This is a genomic window from Flavobacterium hydrophilum, from assembly GCF_003202405.1.
Lineage (GTDB): Bacteria > Bacteroidota > Bacteroidia > Flavobacteriales > Flavobacteriaceae > Flavobacterium > Flavobacterium hydrophilum.
Genome location: NZ_QJHL01000001.1, coordinates 1,339,852 through 1,364,208, shown reverse-complemented (window position 1 = coordinate 1,364,208; position 24,357 = coordinate 1,339,852). Strand labels below are relative to the sequence as shown.

Below are 24,357 nucleotides of genomic sequence, written 5' to 3'. Positions count from 1 at the left end.
TAAAATGGTTGCGTGGTAATATTCTACTTAATGACAAACTTAACATTGAAGTAGTTAATCCCTAAAATTCATTTTAAAATTTAGTAATTAAAATTTATCTTCGCTTTTCAATAAATCCCAATTCTCCAAATCTAAAATAAGCAATCTAAAAACGAATAATTAAATGTCTAATAATCTCCTCGAAACACCTATCGAATACTTAAAAGGCGTTGGTCCAAGTCGTGGCCAGTTGCTTAGGAAAGAGCTGGGAATTCATAAATACGGAGATTTGGTTAATTTCTTTCCAAACAGATATATTGACAGGACCCGTTATTACAAAATAAACGAACTTCAAAATACGGGGTCAGAAGTTCAGATTATTGGCAAAATAATTAATATTAAAACAGTTGAATTTGCTAAAAATAAGAAACGTCTGGTGGCTACATTTGTCGATGATACAGGGCAAATTGAATTAAACTGGTTTCAGGGACATAAATGGATTCGCGAGAGTTTAAAATTGAACGAAGTTTGCGTTATTTTTGGAAAATGCTCTTTATACGGAAGCCAATTTAGTATGGCGCACCCGGAAATTGAGCTTTTAACTGAGCATGAGAAAAGTCTTCGTTCTGCCATGCAGCCGGTTTATCCCTCGACAGAAACCCTGACAAACAGAGGAATTTCAAACCGTACGATCAATAAAATGATGGAACAGCTTTTTATTGAGACTCAGGTTTTATTCACTGAGACATTTCCTTCTTATCTAATTGAAGAATTGAAGCTGATTTCTAAAAAAGCTGCCTTATTCAATATTCATTTTCCCAAAAGTGCCGATGCTTTGGCGAAAGCCCAATTTCGATTAAAATTTGAGGAATTGTTCTTCATTCAGCTGCAATTAATTACCAAAAACTTAATTAGAAAGCACAAAATTAAAGGACATCCTTTTACAAAAGTTGGTCAGTTCTTCAACGAGTTTTATCAAAATCATTTACCATTTGAACTAACCAATGCTCAAAAAAGGGTAGTAAAAGAAATCCGTTCAGATATGGGCAGCAACGCCCAGATGAACCGATTACTACAAGGAGATGTAGGTTCTGGAAAAACAATCGTAGCCTTTATGAGTATGCTTCTGGCAATTGACAATGATTTTCAGGCTTGTTTAATGGCTCCTACCGAGATTCTTGCCAACCAGCATTTTATTGGGTTATCTGAATTGGCGAAAACATTAAATATCAACATAAAAATATTAACCGGTTCAACCAAAACTGCAGCCAGAAAAATTATTCACGAAGAGCTTGAAAATGGTTCTTTGCATATTTTAATCGGAACACATGCATTGTTGGAAGATAAGGTGAAATTTCAAAATTTGGGATTAGCCGTTATTGACGAACAGCATCGTTTTGGAGTTGAGCAAAGATCAAAATTGTGGAAGAAAAACGATATCCCTCCTCATGTTTTGGTGATGACTGCTACGCCAATTCCAAGAACTTTAGCAATGAGTTTATATGGCGATTTGGATATTTCGGTAATTGACGAATTGCCTCCCGGAAGAAAACCCATTCAGACCGTCCATCGATTTGACAGTAACCGATTAAAAGTCTGGAAATTTTTACGTGATGAAATTGCAAAAGGAAGACAGATATATATAGTTTATCCGTTGATTCAGGAATCTGAAAAAATGGATTTTAAGGATTTAATGGATGGCTACGAAAGTATTTCACGTGATTTTCCATTACCTCAGTATTCAATTTCTATTTTACACGGAAAAATGAAACCTACAGATAAAGATGCTGAAATGAAACGTTTCTCAGAAGGCAAAACAAACATTATGGTGGCTACAACTGTAATTGAAGTTGGTGTAAACGTTCCAAATGCGAGTGTGATGATTATCGAAAGTGCCGAACGTTTTGGTCTATCACAGCTACATCAATTACGTGGCCGTGTAGGTCGTGGTGCAGAACAGAGCTATTGTATTTTAATGACAAGCCATAAATTAAGTTCCGATAGTAAAACCCGAATGGAAACAATGGTACAAACGAATGATGGATTTGAAATTGCAGAAGTTGACCTGAAACTTAGGGGTCCCGGTGATTTGATGGGGACACAGCAAAGCGGTGTTTTAAACCTTCAAATAGCCGATATTGTCCGTGACCGTGATATTTTGAGTTTAGCCAGAAATTATGCAATGAAAATCTTAAAAGAAGATGCTCCTCTTCAAAAACCGGAACATGCTACATTAAAGGCTGTTTTCATCGAATTAACGAAGAAAAAAAATATATGGAACTACATTAGTTAACAGCAATCCATTTTAACTTAATACGCCAGTTCTTAAAAAATACATTTCAGTCGGAATCAAATTAAAATAATAACAAATTATTTATAAAAAAGTTCTGCTTTCGATTCTTACCTTTGCAAAAAAATTATCTATGTCAAATATATATTTAGGGTATCATTTTTCAATTGAGCCCAAAGAACTTGGATCAGAAATATTAATTGCAGAATTAGGCGAAAAAGCTTTCGAGAGTTTTACAGAAACTGAAAATGGAATTTCGGCATTTGTAAAGAAAGATTTATGGGATGAAAATATCTTAGAGGACATTTATATTTTACAATCGGAAGAATTTAAAATTGAATATACGATTGAAGAAATCGATCAGGTAAACTGGAATGAAGAATGGGAAAAGAATTTTGAAGCTATTGATGTGGATGGAAAATGCCATGTTCGCGCTCCTTTTCACCCAAAAACCGATGCTGAATTTGATATTGTAATCGAACCTAAAATGAGTTTTGGGACAGGTCATCACGAAACAACACACATGATGATTCAGCATTTGTTAGAAATTGATGTTGAAAATTTAAAAACTTTAGATATGGGCTGCGGAACTGCAATTCTTGCTATTTTAGCAGAGATGAAAGGTGCACAGCCTATAGATGCCATAGATATTGACAACTGGTGTTATTTGAATTCTATTGAAAACGCAGAACGCAATAATTGTAAACATATTACCGTTTATGAAGGCGATGCAGCTTTATTAGCCGGTAAAAATTACGATTTGATTATTGCAAACATCAATCGCAATATTTTGCTTAATGATATGCAATTTTATGCTGATTGCTTGAACCCAAAAGGAATTTTACTTTTAAGTGGTTTTTACGAAGAAGATATTCCTTATATAGATGCCTCATGTACAGAAAAAGGTCTCACTTATGTTAAAAAGTTTCAAAGAAACAATTGGGTTTCATTAAAATACGTAAATTAGATAACTGCAAACTACTAAAGTACAAAATCTAAAATTATGAGTACTAAAGAAATAGTAAGAGAAAAAGTTCGTGAAAAAGAAGCTGTAGGTTTCAATAACGAAATTATTGTTTATAACGATGATGTAAATACTTTTGATCACGTAATAGACACTTTAATGCGTGTATGCAGCCATACAGCCGAACAAGCAGAACAATGCTCCTTAATTGTACATTATAATGGAAAATGCACCGTGAAAACTGGTCCAATAGATAAATTAAAACCACAATGTACTCAACTTTTGGAAGCAGGTCTTAGCGCCGAAATTGTTTAGCCGAAAAATATTCAGAAAACATTCTGTTTTGTTCTATAATATGAATAAGATAGAATGTTTTTTTATTTGCAAAAGCTGAGGCATAATATTTGTTTTCACTACTACAAAGCAAAAAAATCTTTTACATTTGTATTAAAAACATCATCAAACTCATGAAAAAAATAACCATTTTTATAGTTCTATTAATTTCTGTTACTTCATGTGTAAGCACTAAGTCAACATTAAAGAATGTAGATGACAACGCCCCTGATTTAGTTTTAAGCAAAAATAATACGTTTATCATTAAAGAATTTAGCAAAGACAAAAAATATGGTTATAACCCAGATTATCCAATAAATATTTTCTACAGAAACACAAAAGATGAAGCTCTTAATGAAACCCGTTTTTTAAACGCTTTAGCAGGTCCGAATGGAGAAAAAATTACTTATACGAGATTAGAGACCTGTTGTCCGTTTCCAACTAAACGAAGCGATATGGGTGCCGGATTTTTAAACGTATATGAATTAAAGTGGGAAGGACAGAAAAAACCAATTACTCTTTATCTTAATATTTATGAAAAAGGCATTTTGATGGTTCCGATGGGATTGAATTTGAAGAAAGAGTAAAATCTTTTAAAAACAACAAATACTTTAAAAAAATAAGCCGTCTTAAAATGAATTAAGACGGCTTATTTTTTACTCTAAATATATTACGAAATTCTTTCTTTCATAATATCTTCAACAACTTCAGGATTTAATAATGTGGAAGTATCTCCAAAATTAGAAAAATCTCCTTCTGCAATTTTACGCAAAATTCTACGCATAATTTTACCAGAACGTGTTTTTGGTAATCCAGACACAAACTGAATTTTATCTAATTTAGCAATTGGCCCAATGTGGTCAGCAATATACTGATTGATTTCTTTCGCTAAATTTTCTTTATTTCTAACTTCTCCGGTTTCTTTTAGGATTACATAACCATATAATGCATTTCCTTTTATTTCATGGGCAAAACCAACAATTGCAGATTCAGCAACTGCCGGATGCTCATTAATAGCATCCTCGATAGGAGCTGTCCCTAAATTATGTCCTGAAACGATAACAACATCATCTACTCTACCTGTAATTCTGTAATATCCAACTTCATCTCTTAGAGCACCATCTCCGGTAAAATACTTACCTGGAAAAGCAGAAAAATAAGTTTCTTTATAACGTTCGTGATTACCCCAGATCGTTCTTGCGATTCCTGGCCATGGAAATTTAATACATAAGCTACCTACTACCTGATTACCTTCAATTTCATTACGCTTTTCATCCATTAAAACGGGTTGAATTCCTGGTAAAGGTAAAGTCGCATAGGTCGGTTTTGTAGGTGTTACAAAAGCAATTGGCGAGATCATAATTCCACCTGTTTCTGTTTGCCACCATGTATCTACAACAGGACATCTTTTATCTCCAACATGGTCATTAAACCAGTGCCACGCCTCTTCGTTGATTGGCTCTCCAACAGAACCGATAACTTTGAGGGATTTTAAAGGATATTTTTGAATATAATCTAAACTTTCTTTTGCTAAAGAACGAATGGCTGTTGGTGCAGTATAAAATTGTGTGATTTTATGTTTTTCGATGATCTCCCAAAAACGGCTAAAATCAGGATAAGACGGAACTCCTTCAAAAATTACCGTTGTACCTCCATTCAATAATGGTCCGTATAAAATATATGAGTGTCCTGTAATCCATCCAATATCTGCAGTACACCAAAAAATATCATTTTCTTCATGACTGAAAACATTTTTAAAAGTATAAGCTGTATACACCATATATCCGGCTGTTGTATGTACCATACCTTTTGGTTTTCCTGTAGACCCTGAAGTATATAAAATAAATAAAGGATCTTCAGCATCCATAATTTCTGCTACATTATAATCAAGAGCTGCATCTAATAGTGGCTGCAACCAAAGATCTCTGCCTTCTTGCATTTTTATTTCAGTTTGAGTTCTTTTTACAACTAAAACCTTCGAAACGGAAGGACAGCTTTCTAAAGCTTCGTCAACAATTCCTTTAAGGTCAATTGTTTTATTTCCTCTGTAACCTCCATCAGAAGTAATAACCATTTTGCATTCACAATCATTGATTCTTGCAGAAACTGCAGATGCTGAAAAACCTGCAAAAATAACAGAATGGATAGCACCAATTCTGGCACAAGCCAATACTGCCACAGCAAGTTCCGGAATCATTGGCAAATAAATACAAACCCTGTCCCCTTTTACTACGCCTTGCTCACGCAAAACGTTAGCCATTTTGGAAACTCTTTCATATAATTCATTATATGTAATATGTATTGCATCTTCAGAAGGATTATTTGGTTCAAAGATGATAGCCGTTTTTTCTCCTCTTTTACTTAAATGCCTGTCGATACAATTTTTTGTAATATTAACTTTGGCTTCAGTAAACCATTTTACTTCTGCATCAGCCATGTTAAAATCAACAACTTTTTCCCATTGCTGGTACCATGTAAAATTTTCTTCAGCTATTTTGCCCCAAAATTTTCTTGGTTCTCTTATTGACTTATTGTAATGTTTAAAATATTGTTCTAAATTTTCAATTTTATAATAACTCATAGTTGTTGTAATTTTTTTATAAATGTATTAAATAACAATGTATTCTTAAAATTATTTAATTTATAAATTTTATCAAAAAAATATCAATGATTAAAAAAAACAATTACTTTAATGTGTTTTTCTTAAAATATGAACTTTTAATCAAATATTAGTAATACAAAAAGGCATGATATTTAAAATACCATGCCTTTTTAAATTTAACAATTTCAATAACAATTAATTTTTTTAATCTTGCCCAGTATCCTCTTTATTTTGAAAATAGCAGCAACATTATTAATTATAACAGAAATTTCTACAAGTATATTAATCTAAAACATACTCAAAATTAAATTAGGGATTACTTCACTTAACCCAATCATAAATTGAAGTTAAGTGAATGTAAATGCGCTCTATCTGTTATTCTTTTAATAAGTGCTTACTAATTCAAAATATTATATAAAACAAAGATACAGTGCAAAATCCCAACACACAAACGTGGTGCGTATTATATATATTATCCTATTTTTTTCATTGCTGTCATAGACTCTCTCAACCAAGCTCCTACTTCTTCAATAGGATGTTGACGAATTTCTTTGTTTACAGCAATCAAAACTGCATTATCCACTCCGTTTGAAGTTGAAAATGGCTTACCAATAATATTAGTTTCTACTTTTTTCATGAATTCAGTCAATAAAGGCTTACATGCATGATCAAACAAATAACAACCATATTCTGCAGTATCAGAAATTACACGGTTCATTTCGAATAATTTCTTTCTGGCGATTGTGTTTGCAATTAATGGCAACTCATGTAATGACTCATAATATGCTGATTCTTCAATGATTCCAGCTTCTGTCATTGTTTCGAAAGCTAATTCAACACCAGCTTTTACCATTGCAATCATTAATACTCCATTATCAAAATATTCCTGCTCTGAAATTGGTGCTTCTTGCGGAGCTGTTTTTTCAAAGTTAGTTTCTCCTGTAGCAGCTCTCCATGTCAATAGATTTTTATCATCATTTGCCCAGTCAGCCATCATAGTACTAGAAAATTCTCCAGAAATGATATCATCCTGATGTTTTTGAAATAACGGACGCATAATGTCTTTTAATTCTTCTGCTAATTCGTAAGCTTCAATTTTTGCAGGATTAGAAAGACGGTCCATCATATTTGTGATACCTCCGTGTTTCAAAGCCTCAGTAATAGTTTCCCATCCAAACTGAATTAATTTTGAAGCATAAGCAGCATCGATACCCTTTTCAACCATTTTATCAAAACATAAAATAGAACCTGTTTGCAATAATCCGCAAAGAATAGTCTGCTCACCCATTAAATCTGATTTTACTTCAGCTACAAATGATGATTTTAAAACTCCTGCTCTGTGTCCTCCTGTTGCAACAGCATAAGCTTTTGCCTGATCTAAACCTAAACCATTTGGATCATTTTCCGGGTGAACAGCAATAAGTGTTGGTACACCAAAACCTCTTTTATATTCTTCACGTACTTCAGAACCCGGACATTTAGGGGCGCACATGATTACTGTAATATCTTTACGAATCTGCATTCCTTCTTCTACGATATTAAAACCATGAGAATAAGCCAATGTAGAATCTTGCTTCATTAATGGCATAATTGCAGTTACCACAGCAGTATGTTGTTTGTCCGGAGTTAAATTACAAACTAAATCAGCAGTTGGGATTAATTCTTCATAAGTACCTACTTTAAAACCATTTTCAGTAGCATTTTTATAAGAAGCTCTTTTTTCTGCAATTGCATCTGCACGCAAAGCATAAGAAATATCAAGACCTGAATCTCTCATGTTTAAACCTTGATTCAAACCCTGAGCTCCGCAACCTACGATTACGACTTTTTTTCCTGCTAATGCATCTATCCCATTTGCAAATTCTGATTGATCCATAAACTCGCAAACCCCTAATTGTTCTAATTGTAATCTAAGTGGTAATGTGTTGAAATAATTGGCCATTTTTTTAATATTTAATAAGTATGATGTTTAATTGTGAATGCTTGTAACTATTTTAATTCATTTATTAATAATGATGAAATTTCCATTTTCTCTTTAGAAACTGAAATTCTTCCTGAGCGTACAAATTGCATAATTCCGTACGGCTTAAATTTCGCATATAATTCTTCTATTTCTGAGCGCCTTCCAGATTTTGAAATTACAAAGAAATCACGTGAAACAGTCACAATCGTTGACTGACTATCTTTAATTATATTCTGAATTTGTTTTTCGTCAAACAATAAGCTTGATGCTATTTTAAATAACGCATTTTCCAGATAAATTGTCTCTTCATCTGTATGATAAAATGCTTTTATAACCTCAATTTGTTTTTCGATTTGTCCAACAATATTTTTAACCCATTTCTCTGTTGTTTCAACTACAATAATAAATCTTGAAACATTCTCTATTTCTGATTCTGAAACGTTTAAACTTAATATATTGATGTGGCGTTTTAAGAATATTCCTGATATCCTGTTAAGTAAACCCACATTGTTCTCTGAATATACCGATATGGTAAATGTTTTTTCTTCCATGTTTTTTTAACTTAATCTGATCTCTGAAACACAAGCACCAGTTGGGATCATTGGGAATACATTGTTTTCTTTCTCAACCATAACTTCTAAGAAATAAGAGTCTTTTGAAGCCATCATTTCTGCAACAGCTGCATCCAGATCTTCTCTTTTAGTTACTTTTCTTGATTTGATATAATATCCTTCTGCTATAGCACAAAAATTTGGGTTTATCATAACTGTAGAAGCATATCTATAGTCAAAAAATAATTCCTGCCACTGACGCACCATTCCTAAGAATTCGTTGTTTAATACAACAATTTTTACCGGAACTTTTGTCTGGTGAATTGTTCCTAATTCCTGGATATTCATTTGAAAACCACCATCGCCAATAACGGCAACAACTTCTCGATCCGGTCTTCCCATTTTGGCACCAATAGCTGCAGGTAAAGCAAATCCCATTGTACCTAAACCTCCCGAAGTAACATTGCTTTTAGTTGAGTTGAATTTGGTATAACGACAGGCAAACATTTGATGCTGACCCACGTCCGAAACCATTATCGCATCTCCCTTAGAATGTTTATTAATCATTTCGATAGTTTCACCCATTGAGATTCCTTTGCCATTAGTTGGAGCCAACTCTTCATTAATAACCGAATCTAATTCAATTTTATATTTTTCTTTGAATTCATTATGCCATGAATCATGTGCTTTTTTATCAATCAATGGAATCAAAGCAGTTAATGCTTCTTTGACATCACCTAAAACTGCAACTTCAGTTTTTACGTTTTTATCAACTTCTGCCGGATCAATCTCGAAATGAATTACTTTAGCCTGTTTAGCATAAGTAGCTAATTTTCCTGTAACACGATCATCGAAACGCATTCCCAATGCAATTAAGACATCACATTCATTAGTTAAAAGATTCGGACCATAGTTACCATGCATCCCTACCATCCCTACATTCAAACGATGATCTGTTGGCAAAGCTGACAATCCTAAAATAGTCCATGCAGCCGGAATACCAGATTTTTCAATTAACCTTTTTAACTGTTCTTCGGCTTCACTTAATATAATTCCCTGACCGAAAACAATAAATGGCTTCTTTGCATTATTAATCAAATCAGCAGCCTCTTGTACTTTTTGAAGATTTAATACCGGTTTTGGATGATAACTTCTGATTCCTGTACATTTTTCATAACTAAAATCAAACTCATCGAACTGAGCATTTTTAGTTATATCAATTAAAACCGGTCCAGGGCGACCTGATCTCGCAATATAAAAAGCTTTGGCAATAATTTCAGGAATTTCTGAAGCCTCTGTAATCTGATAATTCCATTTGGTTACCGGAGTTGAAATTCCAATAATATCTGTTTCCTGAAAAGCATCAGATCCTAGTAAATGTTTTCCAACCTGGCCTGTAATACAAACCATTGGTGTTGAGTCAATTTGAGCATCTGCAATACCAGTTACTAAATTAGTTGCTCCAGGTCCTGAAGTTGCAATTGCAACCCCTACTTTTCCCGTAGCTCTTGCAAAACCCTGCGCTGCATGCGCCGCACCTTGTTCGTGACGAACTAAAACATGGTGCAATTGATCCTGAAATTTATATAATTCGTCGTAAACCGGCATAATAGCTCCACCCGGGTAACCATAAACCAAATCTACTCCTTCTGCTAATAAACATCTAATAACGGCTTCTGCCCCTGATATTCTCATCTTATCTTATTTTTTCAGCTCTAAATCTTTCTAATTGCAGATTTAGAGGTAGTTTTTATTAAATTATTTGTCAGTAACACATCCCTCTGAGGCACTGGAGACCGAACGCATATATTTAAGTAAAACTCCTTGTTTAATTGGTGATTCCGGTCTTTTCCAATTGGCTTTACGTATTGCCAATTCATCATCAGAAATCTTCATATCAATAGTATTGTTTACAGCATCAATTGTAATAACATCACCATTTTCTATTAATGCAATTCCCCCTCCTTCATAAGCTTCCGGAGTTACGTGACCTACTACGAAACCATGTGAACCTCCAGAGAAACGTCCATCAGTAATTAAAGCTACAGTACTTCCTAAACCAGCTCCCATAATGGCAGATGTTGGTTTTAACATCTCTGACATACCCGGACCTCCTTTTGGACCACAGTAACGAATAATCACCACGTTTCCTGGTTTAACTTCACCAGCTTGTATTCCTCTGATTACATCTTTTTCACCTTCAAAAACGACAGCCGTACCTTCAAAAAATTCCCCTTCTTTACCACTAATTTTAGCTACACAACCTTCAGTTGCAATATTTCCATAAAGAATTTGAATATTTCCAGTTGATTTTAATGCTTTTGCGATTTCAAAAACCACTTGCTGACCATCGTGCAAATCAGGAACTAAAGCTAAATTTTCAGCAATTGTTTTCCCTGTTACAGTTAAACAATCACCATGCAGGAAACCTTCTCTCAATAAATATTTCATTACTCCAGGAACACCTCCAACATTATGCAAATCTTCCATTAAGTATTTACCACTTGGTTTCAAGTCGGCTAATAATGGTGTTTTATCACTAATATCCTGAAAATCTTTTAATGTCAATTCAATACCTACTGAGTGCGCCATTGCAATTAAGTGCATAACTGCATTTGTAGAACCACCTAAAACAGCTACCATCGTAATTGCATTTTCGAATGCTTTACGAGTCATAATGTCTCTAGGCTTAATATCTTTTTCCAATAATATCCTGATTGCTTTACCGGCATCAACACATTCTTGTTTCTTTTCCGGACTCAAAGCAGGATTAGAAGAGCTGTAAGGCAAACTCATTCCTAATGCTTCAATTGCTGATGACATTGTATTTGCAGTGTACATTCCACCGCAAGCACCTGCTCCAGGACATGCATTTTGAATTACACCTTTGAAATCTTCAGGTGTAATCGTATTCTTAATTTTTTTACCTAAAGCTTCAAAAGCCGAAACAATATTCAAATCCTCCCCTTTCCATTTTCCCGGGTGAATAGATCCTCCATAAACCATGATAGAAGGACGGTTTACTCTTCCCATAGCCATTAAAGCTCCCGGCATATTTTTATCGCAGCCCGGAACGGCAATCATACCATCGTACCATTGTGCTCCCATAACAGTTTCAATTGAATCTGCGATTACATCACGGGAAACCAAAGAAAAACGCATTCCATCATTACCATTAGAAATACCATCACTTACACCAATAGTATTAAAAATCAAACCGACCAAATCAGCATCCCAGACCCCTTTCTTAATATCTTTAGCCAGGTCATTTAAGTGCATGTTACACGGATTTCCGTCGTAACCCATACTCACAATTCCTACCTGCGCTTTTTTAAGATCCTCTTCTGTCAAACCAATTCCGTAGAACATTGCCTGAGAAGCTGGTTGAGTTTCATCTTGCGTGATTGTTTTGCTGTATTTGTTTAATTCCATTATGTATTATTTGAATTTCTAATTTTATTCCTAAAAAAAACCTCCCAACTATGTGGGAGGTTATATAATATATCTTTTCAATTATATCTATACCATTCCCGATGCAAATGTGCTATACACATTGACAACAATGACAGAAGTAATAATAATTGAGATTTGCATTTCTTATTTTTTTAGTGTCACAAAAGTACAAAAACTAATAGGACTAAAAAAATAAAATCTCAACATTTTAAACACTTCTTGTTAATTATTGTGTTTTTTAACAAAAAAACTTAAACAATCGTTGATTGTCCGATATGAACGTTGTCATTATTAAAATACAGCAAATCATCTTTGCTGAAAATAAAATTTGAAACAAATTCACCTACTTCATTAGTTCCAAATTTTGAATCTGATTTTAAATCAACTGTAACCACTTTAAATTCAATTGCTTTTTCAATTGCTTTATAAATCACATTTGCTTCTTTTAACAATCCAAAATGCTCTAATAACATTGCTGCTGATAAAATAGAAGCTATTGGGTTTGCAATATTTTTTCCTTTTGCCTGTGGATAAGAACCGTGAATTGGCTCAAAAAGCGCATTTTTTTCACCTAGCGAAGCCGAAGCCAATAAACCGATAGAACCTGTAATTACGCTTGCTTCATCTGATAAAATATCTCCAAATAAATTTTCTGTCAAAATCACATCAAATTGCTTTGGATTTAAAATCAATTGCATTGCGGCATTATCAACAAACAAAAAGTCCAGTGCTACATCTTTATATTCTTCCCCTACTTTCTGAACAACTTTTCTCCACAACCTTGAGGTTTCCAAGACGTTTGCTTTATCCACCATTGTTAACTTTTTACGACGATTTTGCGCCGATTTAAAAGCAAGATGTGCAATTCTGGCAATTTCTTCTTCTGAATATTCACATAAATCCGAAGCATGTGTACCTTCTTCATTTAATGTTTTTGCTCCAAAATAAGCTCCACCTGTTAATTCTCTGAAAATAGTAAAATCAGCTCCTTCTATAATTTCTCTTTTTAAAGGAGATGCATCAATTAATGACTTATAAGGTTTAATTGGTCGGATGTTTGCAAACAACCCTAATTCTTTACGTAGTTTCAACAACCCTTGCTCAGGACGAACTTTTGCATTTGGATTATTATCATATTTTGGATCACCAATTGCTCCAAACAAAACTGCATCAGTATTTAAACAAAGATTCAGTGTTTGTTCAGGAAGTGGCTTCCCGGTTTTATCAATAGCAATTGCTCCCATGAGAGCTTCTTCAAAAACAAATTCATGATTGTACACTTCGCCAATTGCATACAAAGCTTTTTTGGCTTGTGCAATTACCTCCGGTCCTATTCCGTCTCCTGGTAAAACTGCTATTTTCAAATTCATAATGTCTCGTTCTTTATGTATTTAAAACCTAATTTTGTAAACTTAATTTCTTATTAAATCTCCCTGAATTTTAGAAGCTTCAATAATTTGATGAATATCTTCGTCTAAAACTTCTTTTTTAATATCTGCAAATTTCAAAAATTCAACATAAACAATATCCAATTGTGTTTTAGTAAGCTCGTAACCCACTTTTTTAGCTCTGTACGCCAAAGCAGCTCTTCCGCTTCTTGCGGTCAAAATAATTGAAGATTCATTAACACCAACATCTAATGGATCCATGATTTCGTAAGTTGCTCTGTTTTTAATCACACCATCCTGATGAATTCCTGAACTGTGTGCAAAAGCATTCGCTCCTACGATTGCCTTATTGGGCTGAACAATCATTCCCATACTTTCAGAAACCAAACGACTCATTTCGTTTAATTCTCTTGTATTAATGTTTGTGTCTAAATTTAAGTAAGGGTGTTGTTTAAAAATCATCACTACTTCCTCAAGTGCCGTATTTCCTGCTCTCTCTCCTATACCATTTATAGTACACTCAATTTGTCTTGCTCCATTTATAGCACCTGCGATTGAGTTTGCAGTTGCCATTCCTAAATCATTATGACAATGGCATGAAAGAATTACATTTTCAATACCTTTTACGTTTTCTTTTAAATATTTGATTTTTGCTCCATATTCTTCAGGCAAGCAATATCCTGTTGTATCAGGAATATTTAAAACAGTTGCACCTGATTTGATTACTTCCTCGCAAACTTTTGCAAGAAATGCATTATCAGTTCTACCAGCATCTTCCGCATAAAACTCCACGTCTTCTACATATGATTTTGCGTGTGCTACAGCATATTTTGCTCTGGCAATAATATCTTCGGGAGTAGTATTTAATTTATGGAGAATATGAGATTGTGAAGTTCCGATTCCCGTATGGATTCTAGGTTTCTTAGCATGCTTTAAGGCAGCAGCAGCAACATCGATGTCGTTTTTCACGGCTCTTGTTAATCCGCAGACAGTTGCATTTTCTACAATTTTACAAATCTCAGAGACCGATAAAAAATCGCCCGGACTTGACACAGGAAAACCTGCTTCGATGATATCAACTCCCATTTTGTCTAGTCTTTCTGCAATAACCAATTTTTGGTTGGTATCTAACTTACATCCTGGAACCTGTTCACCATCACGCAAAGTGGTGTCAAAAATTTGAACTTTCTCTCTATTCATATTCATTTATTTAATGTAATTTCACATCTTGAAACAAATATATATTGTACTTCTTCAGTACGAAATTCATTTTAATGAAATTATACTGTTCATAAAACAATTTATAAGTAGTTAATTATCTAAAAAACAATAAGTTACATTATTATATTTTACAATGGCTAACCATCAAAAAGATTTCTTATTTGTACTGATTAAATCACTTTCTAAATCTGAGAAAAGACAGTTTAAAATTTTTGCAAGCCGTTTAGAAACGAGTTCGAATACTAAATTCATTGAATTGTTTAATATTTTGGATAAATCTGAAACTTACGATGAAAAGCTTATTTTAAAAAGTGGAATCATCAAGAAAGTTCAGTTATCTAACTTAAAATCATATCTATACAAACAAATTTTAGTTAGTATTCGTTTAAATATTCCAAGCCAGAACATTCGTTATCAATTAAGGGAACAAATAGATTTTGCTGTTATTTTATACAACAAAGGCTTGTATAAACAGAGTTTGAAAATTTTGGACAAAACTAAAATCCTTGCACTTGAAAATGACGAAAAATTAATGGCTTATGAAATTGTTGAATTCGAAAAATTAATTGAATCACAATACATTACAAGAAGTATTCAGGGACGCGCTGATGAATTGGTTATTCAGGCAAAGGAATTAAATTATCGAAATACAATCTCCAGCAAATTATCTAATCTGTCATTACAGCTTTACGGAATCATGTTGAAAACCGGTTATGTAAAAAGCGATGAGGAATACAAATATATTGATGACTATTTCAATAAGCACATTTCAAAATTAGACGAAAGTAAATTTGGCTTCCGTGAAAAATATTGGTTCTATAATGCCAATCTTTGGCGCAGCTTTCTTGTTCAGGACTTTTTAGCAAGTTATAAATATGCTTATAAATGGGTTAGACTTTTTTATGATAATCCTAATATGATTTATCTAAATCCTGTATTTTTTCTAAAGGGGAATCATTATTTTTTAGAATCCCTCTATATGTTGAAATACAAGTCGAATTTCAAAAAATATTTAACCCTTTTAGAAGAAACCATTCAGGATGAGAAATTCCCTGTCAACGATAACATTGCATCGCTATCATTTCTATACGTGTATAATAATAAATTAAATTATCACATTTTGGAAGGTACTTTTGCTGAAAGCGAATATTTGATTCCGGAAATTTTAGAGAAAATAAAAATTCACAGTGAACATCTTGACGAACATCACGAAATGTTATTTTATTACAAGATTGCCTCAATTTATTTTGGAAATGAAAAATACAATGAGTCAATCTATTACTTAGATAAAATCATAAATAACAAAAACTTAACGATGCGGGAAGATTTAATGTGTTTTGCGAGACTCTTGTCTTTAATTGCACATTACGAACTAGGAAAAGACTATTATTTGGAGAATCATCTTAAAAGCACCTACAAGTTTTTATTAAAAATGAATGACTTACATGAAGTTCAGAAGGAAATTATTAAATTCATGAGAAACCTTAATAATTTTTATCCAGCCGACATAAAAAAGGAGTTTATTAAAATGCGTGAACGTTTTATTGAATTAGAAAAAAACACGTACGAAAAAAGAGCCTTCCTCTATTTAGATATTATTTCATGGCTGGAAAGCAAAATCGAAAACCGAAAAATTGCTGATATCATCAAAGAGAAAGCAAAATTAAACAGTCGATAATTGAACACAAGCCTTCAAAAAAGACATATTAAAATCTTAACTTATGTCCAACAAAGTAATAACAAAACCTTAACAGCGAAAGAAAGATATATGTCGGACATTTGTAATGTAATAAACTGGTTATTTATTATTTTGGTTTTGGTTAGTTAAATGATGCCGGCGTCTTCGAGATGCCGGCATTCTTTTTTTATATTATATGGTTTGTTTTTTGTTTCAAGTTTCATGTTGTTTTACTTTGCACTATTTATCCGCAAAGTTCACAAGGTTTTATGCGACAACTGTGTAAATATAAACTTTGCGAACTGTGCGTAAAGCTTTGTATACTTTGAGATTAAATTCATGCTCCAACAGCCTGAAACATGAAACAAAGAAAACTTTAAACTAATTTTTTAATCTTTCGTGAAGTAATTTAAAATACTGAAAAGCTTTTAAAAGCCGGCTTCCGTGCCAGGAAAACATTTCGCCGTCAACAAAAACGGTTTTGGCGTGATGCGTGAAACGTCCTATTTCAAAAGCATCTTCTTCTTTAAAAGGATAAGGTTCTGAAGAAAGAAAAACTAAATCAGGATCTCCTTCCAATCTCATTTTTTTAAGTTCTATTTCAGGATAACGACCTTTATCTTCGTAGATATTTTTAAAATGATTTAACTTTAATAATTCATTAATATAAGTCTCATTCCCTACAACCATGTATGGATTTTTCCAAATAAAATAGGCTGCTTTTTTAATCTCAATATTCTGAATGTATTTTTTAAAATCGCTTAAAGCGAAAGTCAATTTGTCATTCCATTTTTGAGCCTCAGTTCTGCAATTAAAAAGCTGACCAAAATCCGATATCATTTGAAAATTGTCTTCAACAGAAACAATATGAGTTACCCAAACCGGGCAGATTTCGCTTAATTTGTTTACAATTTCTTCTGTGTTTTCTTCCTTATTACAAATGACAATATCTGGCTGTAATAATTTTATTTTCTCAATATGAATCTTTTTAGTTCCACCAACAACTTTCTTCGTTAATTTTAAATGATATGGATGAACACAGAACTTTGTAATTCCGATAATTTTCTCCTCTAGGCCTAAATCATATAACAATTCTGTCTGAGAAGGAACTAAGGAAATAATGCGTTTTGGAGCTGTTTCAAAAGAATGTAACGTGCCAATTTGATCTATGAGTTGTTTCATGTCTTTGAAGTTTCATTTTTTATTTCAGGTTACAAGTTTATTGGATTGCATTTTATTTCGCAGAGATTCGCAAAAGTTGCGCAAAGTTTCGCAAAGGAATAATTAAACTTTTGTGAATCTCTGTGAAAAAACTTTGTAAATCTCTGTGGTAGAAAAATTTATGGTCAAGCAACCTGAAATTTTAAACCTGAAATCTGGAATTAATTATACTTTCCATTTTTTGTTGAACTGACAAAGCCTCTTCTCTGGCCTTTTCAGCAAAATCAGTTCCGTTTGAAGCATAAATTATTGCCCTGGCAGAATTTACTAATAAACCAACTTTATCATTCATGCCGTATTTACAAACTTCAGACAAGCTTCCACCCTGAGCACCAATTCCCGGAACCAGTAAGAAACTGTCCGGAACAATTTTACGGATTTCGGTAAAATATTCGGCTTTCGTAGCTCCAACCACATACATTAGGTTTTCGCTGTTTTTCCACGTTTTAGAAGTTTCTAAAACTTGTTTATACAGTTCCTTACCGTTCGTAGTCAGAGTCTGAAAATCGAATGCGCCTTCGTTTGAAGTTAGAGCTAACATTATAGTATGCTTGTTTTCGAAAGCCAGAAAAGGTTCAACAGAATCTTTTCCCATATAAGGCGCAACGGTTACGCTGTCAAAATTCAAATCTTCAAAAAAAGCTTTTGCATACATGCTTGAAGTATTTCCGATATCACCACGTTTTGCATCTGCAATGGTAAAAATATCAGAATAATTTTCGTTGATATAATTGATTGTTTTTTGAAGTGACATCCACCCTTTTATACCATATGCTTCAAAGAAAGCAGTGTTAGGTTTATATCCGACCGTCAAATCGTGTGTCGCATCAATTATAGCTTTATTGAATTCGAAAATAGGATCTTCTGTTTCTAATAAATGAGCTGGAATTTTATCCAGATCAGGATCTAATCCAACACATAAAAATGATTTTTTTTGAAGTATTTGTTCGTGTAATTGTTGTGTAGTCATTGTTGATTTTTTAGTTCTTTCAATTTTAAGAAATGATTCTTTTAGAAAGCATACAAAAATAAAAAAAGCCACTCAATTAAGAATGGCTTTTAGTATTTATATTCAATTGCAATTAGAAATTACCTAAATAAACAATTTCTGTTCTTCTGTTTTCTGCTCTTCCGGCAGCTGTTTTATTAGACTTAACTGGTTTTGTAGCTCCAAATCCCTGTGATGTCAAGTTAGCAGGATTTACTCCTTTTTCAATTAAAGCGTCCATAATAACTTTTGCTCTTTCTTCAGATAATTTTTGATTTACTTTATCATTCCCAACATTATCAGTATGACCGTAAACAGCAAACTTTGCATTTGGATAATTTTTCAAAATTTCTTTGATTGCATCAAGTCTCCCTGATGTTTCTACTTTTTTAGCATCACTTAAAGTAGCTTTACCTGATGTAAAGAAAATAGATTTTGCTTCTACCTGTAATTGTGCCAAAGCTGCTTTATTAACTTCAGGACAACCTTTATTAGCTGCTGGTCCCGCAATTAATGGACAATCATCTACATTATCTGCAACTCCGTCTTTATCAGTATCCAAAACCGGACATCCCTTGTTTTCTACTAAACCTGCAACATCCGGACAGGCATCATCTTTATCTAAAACGGTGTCACCATCTGTATCCGGCCATGGACAACCCTTATTTTCTACCGGACCAGAAACTGTTGGACATGCATCTACATTATCTAATAAAGTATCTCCATCTGTATCTTTCCAGGGACAGCCTTTGTTTTCAACAGGACCAGCGACATCAGGACAAGCATCATCTTTATCCAAAACTTTATCACCATCGGTATCAGGCCAAGGACAACCTTTATTTTCAATTGGTCCCGCAACTTTTTTACAAGAATCTTGTTTATCAATAACACCGTCCTGATCTCTGTCTTTAAATTTCTTTTGGTAAACCGGAATCTTAAGTCCAACGTAAAAGTCGGCTGCTTTTGATTCTTTAGAAACTAAATTAGAAACAATTGATCCAGAACCAACAAAGAAAGTTCCTACACGCAAGCCTGTACCTATCTGAGTTCCGCTATATTCCATCCAGGTAACAGGAACATAAAAACTAAACCATCTGCTTTCATAACGAGGAGTCAAACTTACTCTATCAGCAATATTAACTGCGTTTAATTTTGAATTTGAAACCATACTGATATCTCCATTTAGATTCAGATAGAATTTATTATGGATATTCCAGTCAACGTCTGCATGAAGTGCTGTCGGCAAATTTGTTTTAACTCCTTTTGAAGTTGATGTTTTTGTATAGCGATCATTTAATAAATCGTATAAATTATCTGTATCGTCAATCATTTCCTGAGTAAGTTCACCTGATATATCATAGATATCCTGTTTTGATTTTTTATAATTTATAGAACCAATATCGGTAACCGATAATCCGAAACGCAACTTATACTTATTCAGATCCCTGAAATTATTATCAGCAGGTTTTGCATTATTTAAATCATATTTAGCATAATCCGGTCTCCACTCGTAAACAAATCCAAAATCAAAACCTATTCCACTTGAATTTATATCAAACTCATAGTCTTCATTGGCTTCCCAGTCCTGGCTTCCGCCAATTATCATTTCCCCAGTTGTAAATAATTTACTGTTTTCCGGATTATTGGTATCTTCTTGTAATGATGCACTGGCATTTTTCCCCTGAATATATGCATTTCCAACACCTTGTAGATATTTTGCAGTTAAACCTCCTTTTAAGAAATGTTGGTTCTTATTTAACAAAACTGCTGCATAAGAAAGTCCTAATTCTCCCCATGCATGCGCAGCTCCGTTTGGACTGCCTGCATTAATAGGACCAAAACCGCTTGCCTGATCCAGACCATCCTTTACCTGATCAATAAGACTACCATTAACATCTCTAAGATTTGTAATTGATCTTGCTCTGGTAAAAAGTGCCAATGTATGTTTTGGAGCAATATTAAACATAAATGATGGTCCCATGATATCCAAATTTATGAGAGCATTGTTTGCATTAGACGGGGTCATTTTAGACTGACTGTCAAAATCATAACCATCTTTATAAACATCAAAAAGTTTAACACCGTACAAATCATTACTAACAGCACTGCTGACAGAAAACAAATTAATATCGGTTTTAAAACGGGAATCAGCTATTGATGCTGGGTTAAAAAGTACACTTTGTACACCGGCATAATTGTCATGAAAATAACCTGAATAAGATTGCGCTTGTGCAACAAAAGAACTCAAAGTTAATAGAATGAGTAATTGTTTTTTCATTAAAATAGGGGTTTTAGGTTTAATTGGCGGCAAAACTACAATAATAGATTTGAAAGTGTATTACCAAAACATTGATTTGATGTAACATCTTAGACTTATTATGTCTAATAAGTATTCATCGTTTAAAAAAGTCTTAGGAATGGGCTTTACAAACAGTAAAATGTGAATTATACAACAGTTTGAAAAATTTATATAACATAAAACATCAATGAAATTTTGAATTTTACATTATATTAATTTAAAAAACATATAAGCCATGAATACTACTGAAATAAAAGGAAACTGGAACGAGTTTAAAGGAAAATTAAAACAAAAATATGCTGATTTGACCGATGATGATTTGCTATATGAAGAAGGAAAAGAAGATGAAATTTATGGAAAAATACAGCAAAAACTAGGTAAAACAAAAGAAGAATGGGATGAAATTGTATCAGATTTATAACATCATCTCAAAATATTCAATACCGCTTAACTTTTCTTAGGCGGTATTTTTTTGATTTTCAAGCCTTAAAGATTACCTTACCTAAAAGCCAATATTAACGCATAAATCAAATTAAATTAGTTATCTTTAACCATATTTTTTTACAAAAATGAAATTATTTATAAAATTTGATATCAATACAATTTGCACACTTTTTCTAAAACAAAAACTGGAGGAGCAAAATCTAAACTTTTCAACCTTAGGATTTGGTGAAATTGAACTAGATGAAAATCTTAGCAGTGAATCATTAGATGAACTTAAAAATAGTTTAACCCCTTTTGGTTTTGAAGTTGTAGAAAATCAAAAAAGTGTTTTGGTTCAAAAGATAAAGGACGCCATAATAGAATTAGTATATACAGATGATAATAACAACTTTAAAAGTTCAGCATATCTAGCTGATAAATTAAATCACAGTTATGGTTATTTATCAAATGTATTTTCTGAAGTAACCTATTCATCTATTGAAAATTTTATAATTATTCAAAAAATTGAAAGAGCAAAACAGCTAATGATTGTAAACGAAATGAGTTTAACCGAAATTGCTTTTTTACTTAATTATTCCAGTGTTGCCCATTTAAGTACTCAGTTCAAAAATACAACCGGAATAACACCTTCAGCATTTCTGAGAATTATTAAAAAAAGAAGAGAAAATTTAAAATAAAACCCAAATACTTTAATCAATGCAAAAAAACGCATTACACATTTTACTGGCCGATGACGACGAAGACGACAGACTTTTTTTCAAAGATGCTTTTGAAGAAGTAAAGGTACAAACCAAAGTCGAATTTGTTTTTGACGGCTTACAGCTAATGGAACACCTAATGAATCCGGATACCAAATTGCCCGATATTCTATTTCTGGATTTGAATATGCCTAAAAAAACCGGTAAAGAATGTTTGATAGAAATTAAAAAAACCGAACATCTTAAAAACCTGATAATTGCAATTTATTCTACATCTTCTTCTGATGAGGATATTGAAGACACATTTATTGAAGGAGCGAATATTTACATCAAAAAGCCTAGTGATTTTAATGCACTTAAAAAAATTATTAATGAAGTTATAACTCTGAACTGGCATTATCATACATCAGGATTAAATCGTGATAATTTCTTGCTGAGCCTTAAATAATTGCAATAATAATGAAATGGATACCTAAGTTTAATTCCTCAAATTATTTGAGAGTTATTTTTATAATAGCTATTTTCATTTTACTCTTTCTTTCATCAATAGCTTACAAACATAACAAGGATTTAAACGAATCCAGTAAACTGCTCATGCACACCTATGAAATAAACATAGAACTTGAGCGGCTAATGTCGGCAATAAAAGATGCAGAAACGGGCCAGCGTGGGTATATGATTACCCGCAATCATCGTTTTCTTGCTCCGTACATTTTTTCACGCGATAAAGTAAACACTTCCTTTATTGCCTTAAAAAAACTTACTGCCAACAATCCGGTACAAAAACAAAATCTCGAAAAAATATACAAGCTGATTATACAGCGTTATGTTTCTTTCGAAAATTGTTTAAAATACAGCGCACCTGAAACTTATGACAAAAGAAAATTAGACAACCATATGTTTGGAGGTCGTATTCTAATGGAAAACATTCGTTTTAAGGTAGACGAAATGAATAGCATTGAAAAAGATTTTTTAAACAAAAGTCTGAAAAAATATGATCAGGAAATTTCTCTTGGTCCCGTTTTTTCAATTTCATTGTTTTTAGTTGCTTTAGCCTTCATTTTATTGGCCTATAGAAAAATAAGTAACGACTTAGAACGCCTGACAATATACAATAAGAAGCTTTTAATATCATCCGGATTAATGGCCGAGTCAGAAACTATTGGTAAATTCAGTACCTGGCAATGGGACTTACAAACAGATAAGATTGAATATTCAGATAATTTGTATCGCCTTTTAGGATTTCTGCCAAATGCTTTTGTACCTAATAAGGATACTTTTCTAAATTACGTACATCCAGATGACAAAGAAGCTATTGCCACCTCTATGGAAGGCATAATAAACAATAAAGAACTTCCTTTTATCTATTATAAAATTGTTAAGCCTAACAATCAAATCAGGCATTTTAAATCTACCGGAAAACTGCTTATAGATCAAAATGGCAGTAATATTTTACTGGGAATAAATTTTGATATTACTGATGAACATCTCCTTAATATCAAACTTCAGGAACATAATAATGAACTTGTAAAAATCAATAAAGAACTTGCATCATTCAATCATGTTGCGAGTCATGATTTACAGGAACCATTACGCAAAATTCTAACCTTTATTTCCAGAATTTCTGAAACAGATAAAGCAGCACTTTCTGAAAGCGGTAAAGAATACATTCTAAAAGTTGAAACTTCTGCAAAAAGAATGCGCGTTTTAATTGATGACTTATTATTGTTTTCAAAAACAAATACCACTAAAAAAGAGTTTGTAAAATCTGATCTGAATGAGTTGTTTGAAAATGTGAAATCAGAGTTAGCAGTAATCATTGATGATAAGAAAGCAAATCTAAATGCTGACAAGCTGCCAAGCCTGGATGTAATTCCGTATCAGATTGAACAACTTTTTATTAATTTAATTGGCAACTCTTTAAAATATAGTCAGCCCGGAATTGCTCCACACATTATTATAAAGTGTGAAGAAATTTTATCCAATGAATATCCCGAAATAATTGATCAGCCTTTTAAGAAATTTTTTAAAATTACTTTTACGGATAACGGAATGGGATTTGACCCACAATTTAAAGACAATATTTTTGTACTGTTTCAGCGTCTGCATTCCAAAACCGATTATCCCGGAACCGGAATCGGATTAGCTATTTGTAAAAAAATTGTTGAGAACCATAAAGGTTATATAACAGCAGACAGCAAACCGGGTCAAGGCTCTGTATTTACTGTGTTTCTTCCTCAATAACTCTTCTCATAAAACCTTATTAAAAACGTTATATTTTTCCA

19 protein-coding genes are annotated in these 24,357 nt (G+C 32.9%); 9 read left to right on the top strand and 10 right to left on the bottom strand.

Annotated elements, in window-relative coordinates; all coding sequences use genetic code 11:
- Positions 1-163 precede the first annotated feature (163 nt).
- From recG to DMB68_RS05225, 4 genes are all read left to right on the top strand, one after another.
- Positions 164-2,272: an ATP-dependent DNA helicase RecG gene (gene recG, locus DMB68_RS05240; protein WP_110345582.1), complete on the top strand. Its 2,109-nt coding sequence runs from the start codon at positions 164-166 to the stop codon at positions 2,270-2,272.
- A 130-nt stretch (positions 2,273-2,402) separates the two neighbouring features.
- On the top strand, positions 2,403-3,236 hold the full coding sequence (gene prmA, locus DMB68_RS05235) for a 50S ribosomal protein L11 methyltransferase (RefSeq protein ID WP_110345581.1): 834 nt from the start codon (positions 2,403-2,405) through the stop codon (positions 3,234-3,236).
- Positions 3,237-3,272: 36 nt separating this feature from the next.
- Positions 3,273-3,548 (top strand): ATP-dependent Clp protease adaptor ClpS, encoded by a 276-nt coding sequence (locus DMB68_RS05230; RefSeq protein ID WP_110345580.1) that lies wholly within the window; start codon positions 3,273-3,275, stop codon positions 3,546-3,548.
- A gap of 152 nt (positions 3,549-3,700) precedes the next feature.
- Positions 3,701-4,153, top strand: coding sequence for a 2-dehydro-3-deoxyphosphooctonate aldolase (locus DMB68_RS05225; protein ID WP_110345579.1), 453 nt, complete (start codon positions 3,701-3,703; stop codon positions 4,151-4,153).
- Between the two features lie 83 nt (positions 4,154-4,236).
- On the opposite strand, the gene acs is transcribed toward DMB68_RS05225, so the two are convergent.
- From acs to DMB68_RS05190, 7 genes are all read right to left on the bottom strand, one after another.
- On the bottom strand, positions 4,237-6,147 hold the full coding sequence (acs, locus tag DMB68_RS05220) for an acetate--CoA ligase (protein ID WP_110345578.1): 1,911 nt from the start codon (positions 6,145-6,147) through the stop codon (positions 4,237-4,239).
- A gap of 493 nt (positions 6,148-6,640) precedes the next feature.
- Entirely contained in the window at positions 6,641-8,110 is a 1,470-nt protein-coding gene (ilvC, locus tag DMB68_RS05215; protein WP_110345577.1) for a ketol-acid reductoisomerase, read from the bottom strand.
- 47 nt (positions 8,111-8,157) lie between these two features.
- Positions 8,158-8,682 (bottom strand): acetolactate synthase small subunit, encoded by a 525-nt coding sequence (gene ilvN / locus DMB68_RS05210; RefSeq protein WP_110345576.1) that lies wholly within the window; start codon positions 8,680-8,682, stop codon positions 8,158-8,160.
- A 6-nt stretch (positions 8,683-8,688) separates the two neighbouring features.
- Entirely contained in the window at positions 8,689-10,377 is a 1,689-nt protein-coding gene (gene ilvB / locus DMB68_RS05205; protein WP_110345575.1) for a biosynthetic-type acetolactate synthase large subunit, read from the bottom strand.
- 63 nt (positions 10,378-10,440) lie between these two features.
- Positions 10,441-12,114 carry a dihydroxy-acid dehydratase gene (gene ilvD / locus DMB68_RS05200; RefSeq protein ID WP_110345574.1) on the bottom strand — a complete coding sequence of 558 codons (1,674 nt, stop codon included), beginning with the start codon at positions 12,112-12,114 and terminating at the stop codon, positions 10,441-10,443.
- A 272-nt stretch (positions 12,115-12,386) separates the two neighbouring features.
- On the bottom strand, positions 12,387-13,505 hold the full coding sequence (leuB, locus tag DMB68_RS05195) for a 3-isopropylmalate dehydrogenase (RefSeq protein ID WP_110345573.1): 1,119 nt from the start codon (positions 13,503-13,505) through the stop codon (positions 12,387-12,389).
- Between the two features lie 42 nt (positions 13,506-13,547).
- Positions 13,548-14,723, bottom strand: coding sequence for a 2-isopropylmalate synthase (locus DMB68_RS05190; protein WP_110345572.1), 1,176 nt, complete (start codon positions 14,721-14,723; stop codon positions 13,548-13,550).
- A gap of 154 nt (positions 14,724-14,877) precedes the next feature.
- Between DMB68_RS05190 and DMB68_RS05185 the strand changes: the two genes are divergently transcribed.
- Entirely contained in the window at positions 14,878-16,422 is a 1,545-nt protein-coding gene (locus DMB68_RS05185; RefSeq protein WP_110345571.1) for a hypothetical protein, read from the top strand.
- Between the two features lie 381 nt (positions 16,423-16,803).
- Here DMB68_RS05185 and DMB68_RS05180 read toward each other — a convergent pair whose 3' ends face one another.
- The 3 genes from DMB68_RS05180 to DMB68_RS05170 form a co-directional block, all read right to left on the bottom strand.
- Positions 16,804-17,604, bottom strand: a complete 801-nt coding sequence (locus DMB68_RS05180) for an ABC transporter substrate-binding protein (protein WP_110345570.1) — start codon at positions 17,602-17,604, stop codon at positions 16,804-16,806.
- A gap of 181 nt (positions 17,605-17,785) precedes the next feature.
- Positions 17,786-18,613, bottom strand: a complete 828-nt coding sequence (pyrF, locus tag DMB68_RS05175; protein ID WP_110346357.1) for an orotidine-5'-phosphate decarboxylase — start codon at positions 18,611-18,613, stop codon at positions 17,786-17,788.
- Between the two features lie 112 nt (positions 18,614-18,725).
- Positions 18,726-20,909: a DUF5723 family protein gene (locus DMB68_RS05170; RefSeq protein WP_110345569.1), complete on the bottom strand. Its 2,184-nt coding sequence runs from the start codon at positions 20,907-20,909 to the stop codon at positions 18,726-18,728.
- A 256-nt stretch (positions 20,910-21,165) separates the two neighbouring features.
- Here DMB68_RS05170 and DMB68_RS05165 point away from each other — a divergent pair, with 256 nt between their 5' ends.
- From DMB68_RS05165 to DMB68_RS05150, 4 genes are all read left to right on the top strand, one after another.
- The gene (locus DMB68_RS05165) at positions 21,166-21,351 is read left to right on the top strand and encodes a CsbD family protein (RefSeq protein ID WP_110345568.1); all 186 of its coding nucleotides are present in this window, start codon (positions 21,166-21,168) and stop codon (positions 21,349-21,351) included.
- 148 nt (positions 21,352-21,499) lie between these two features.
- On the top strand, positions 21,500-22,051 hold the full coding sequence (locus tag DMB68_RS05160) for a helix-turn-helix domain-containing protein (RefSeq protein WP_110345567.1): 552 nt from the start codon (positions 21,500-21,502) through the stop codon (positions 22,049-22,051).
- A gap of 19 nt (positions 22,052-22,070) precedes the next feature.
- Positions 22,071-22,520 carry a response regulator gene (locus DMB68_RS05155; protein WP_110345566.1) on the top strand — a complete coding sequence of 150 codons (450 nt, stop codon included), beginning with the start codon at positions 22,071-22,073 and terminating at the stop codon, positions 22,518-22,520.
- Between the two features lie 11 nt (positions 22,521-22,531).
- Complete coding sequence (locus DMB68_RS05150; protein ID WP_110345565.1) at positions 22,532-24,316, top strand: sensor histidine kinase; 1,785 nt, start codon at positions 22,532-22,534, stop codon at positions 24,314-24,316.
- Positions 24,317-24,357 lie beyond the last annotated feature (41 nt).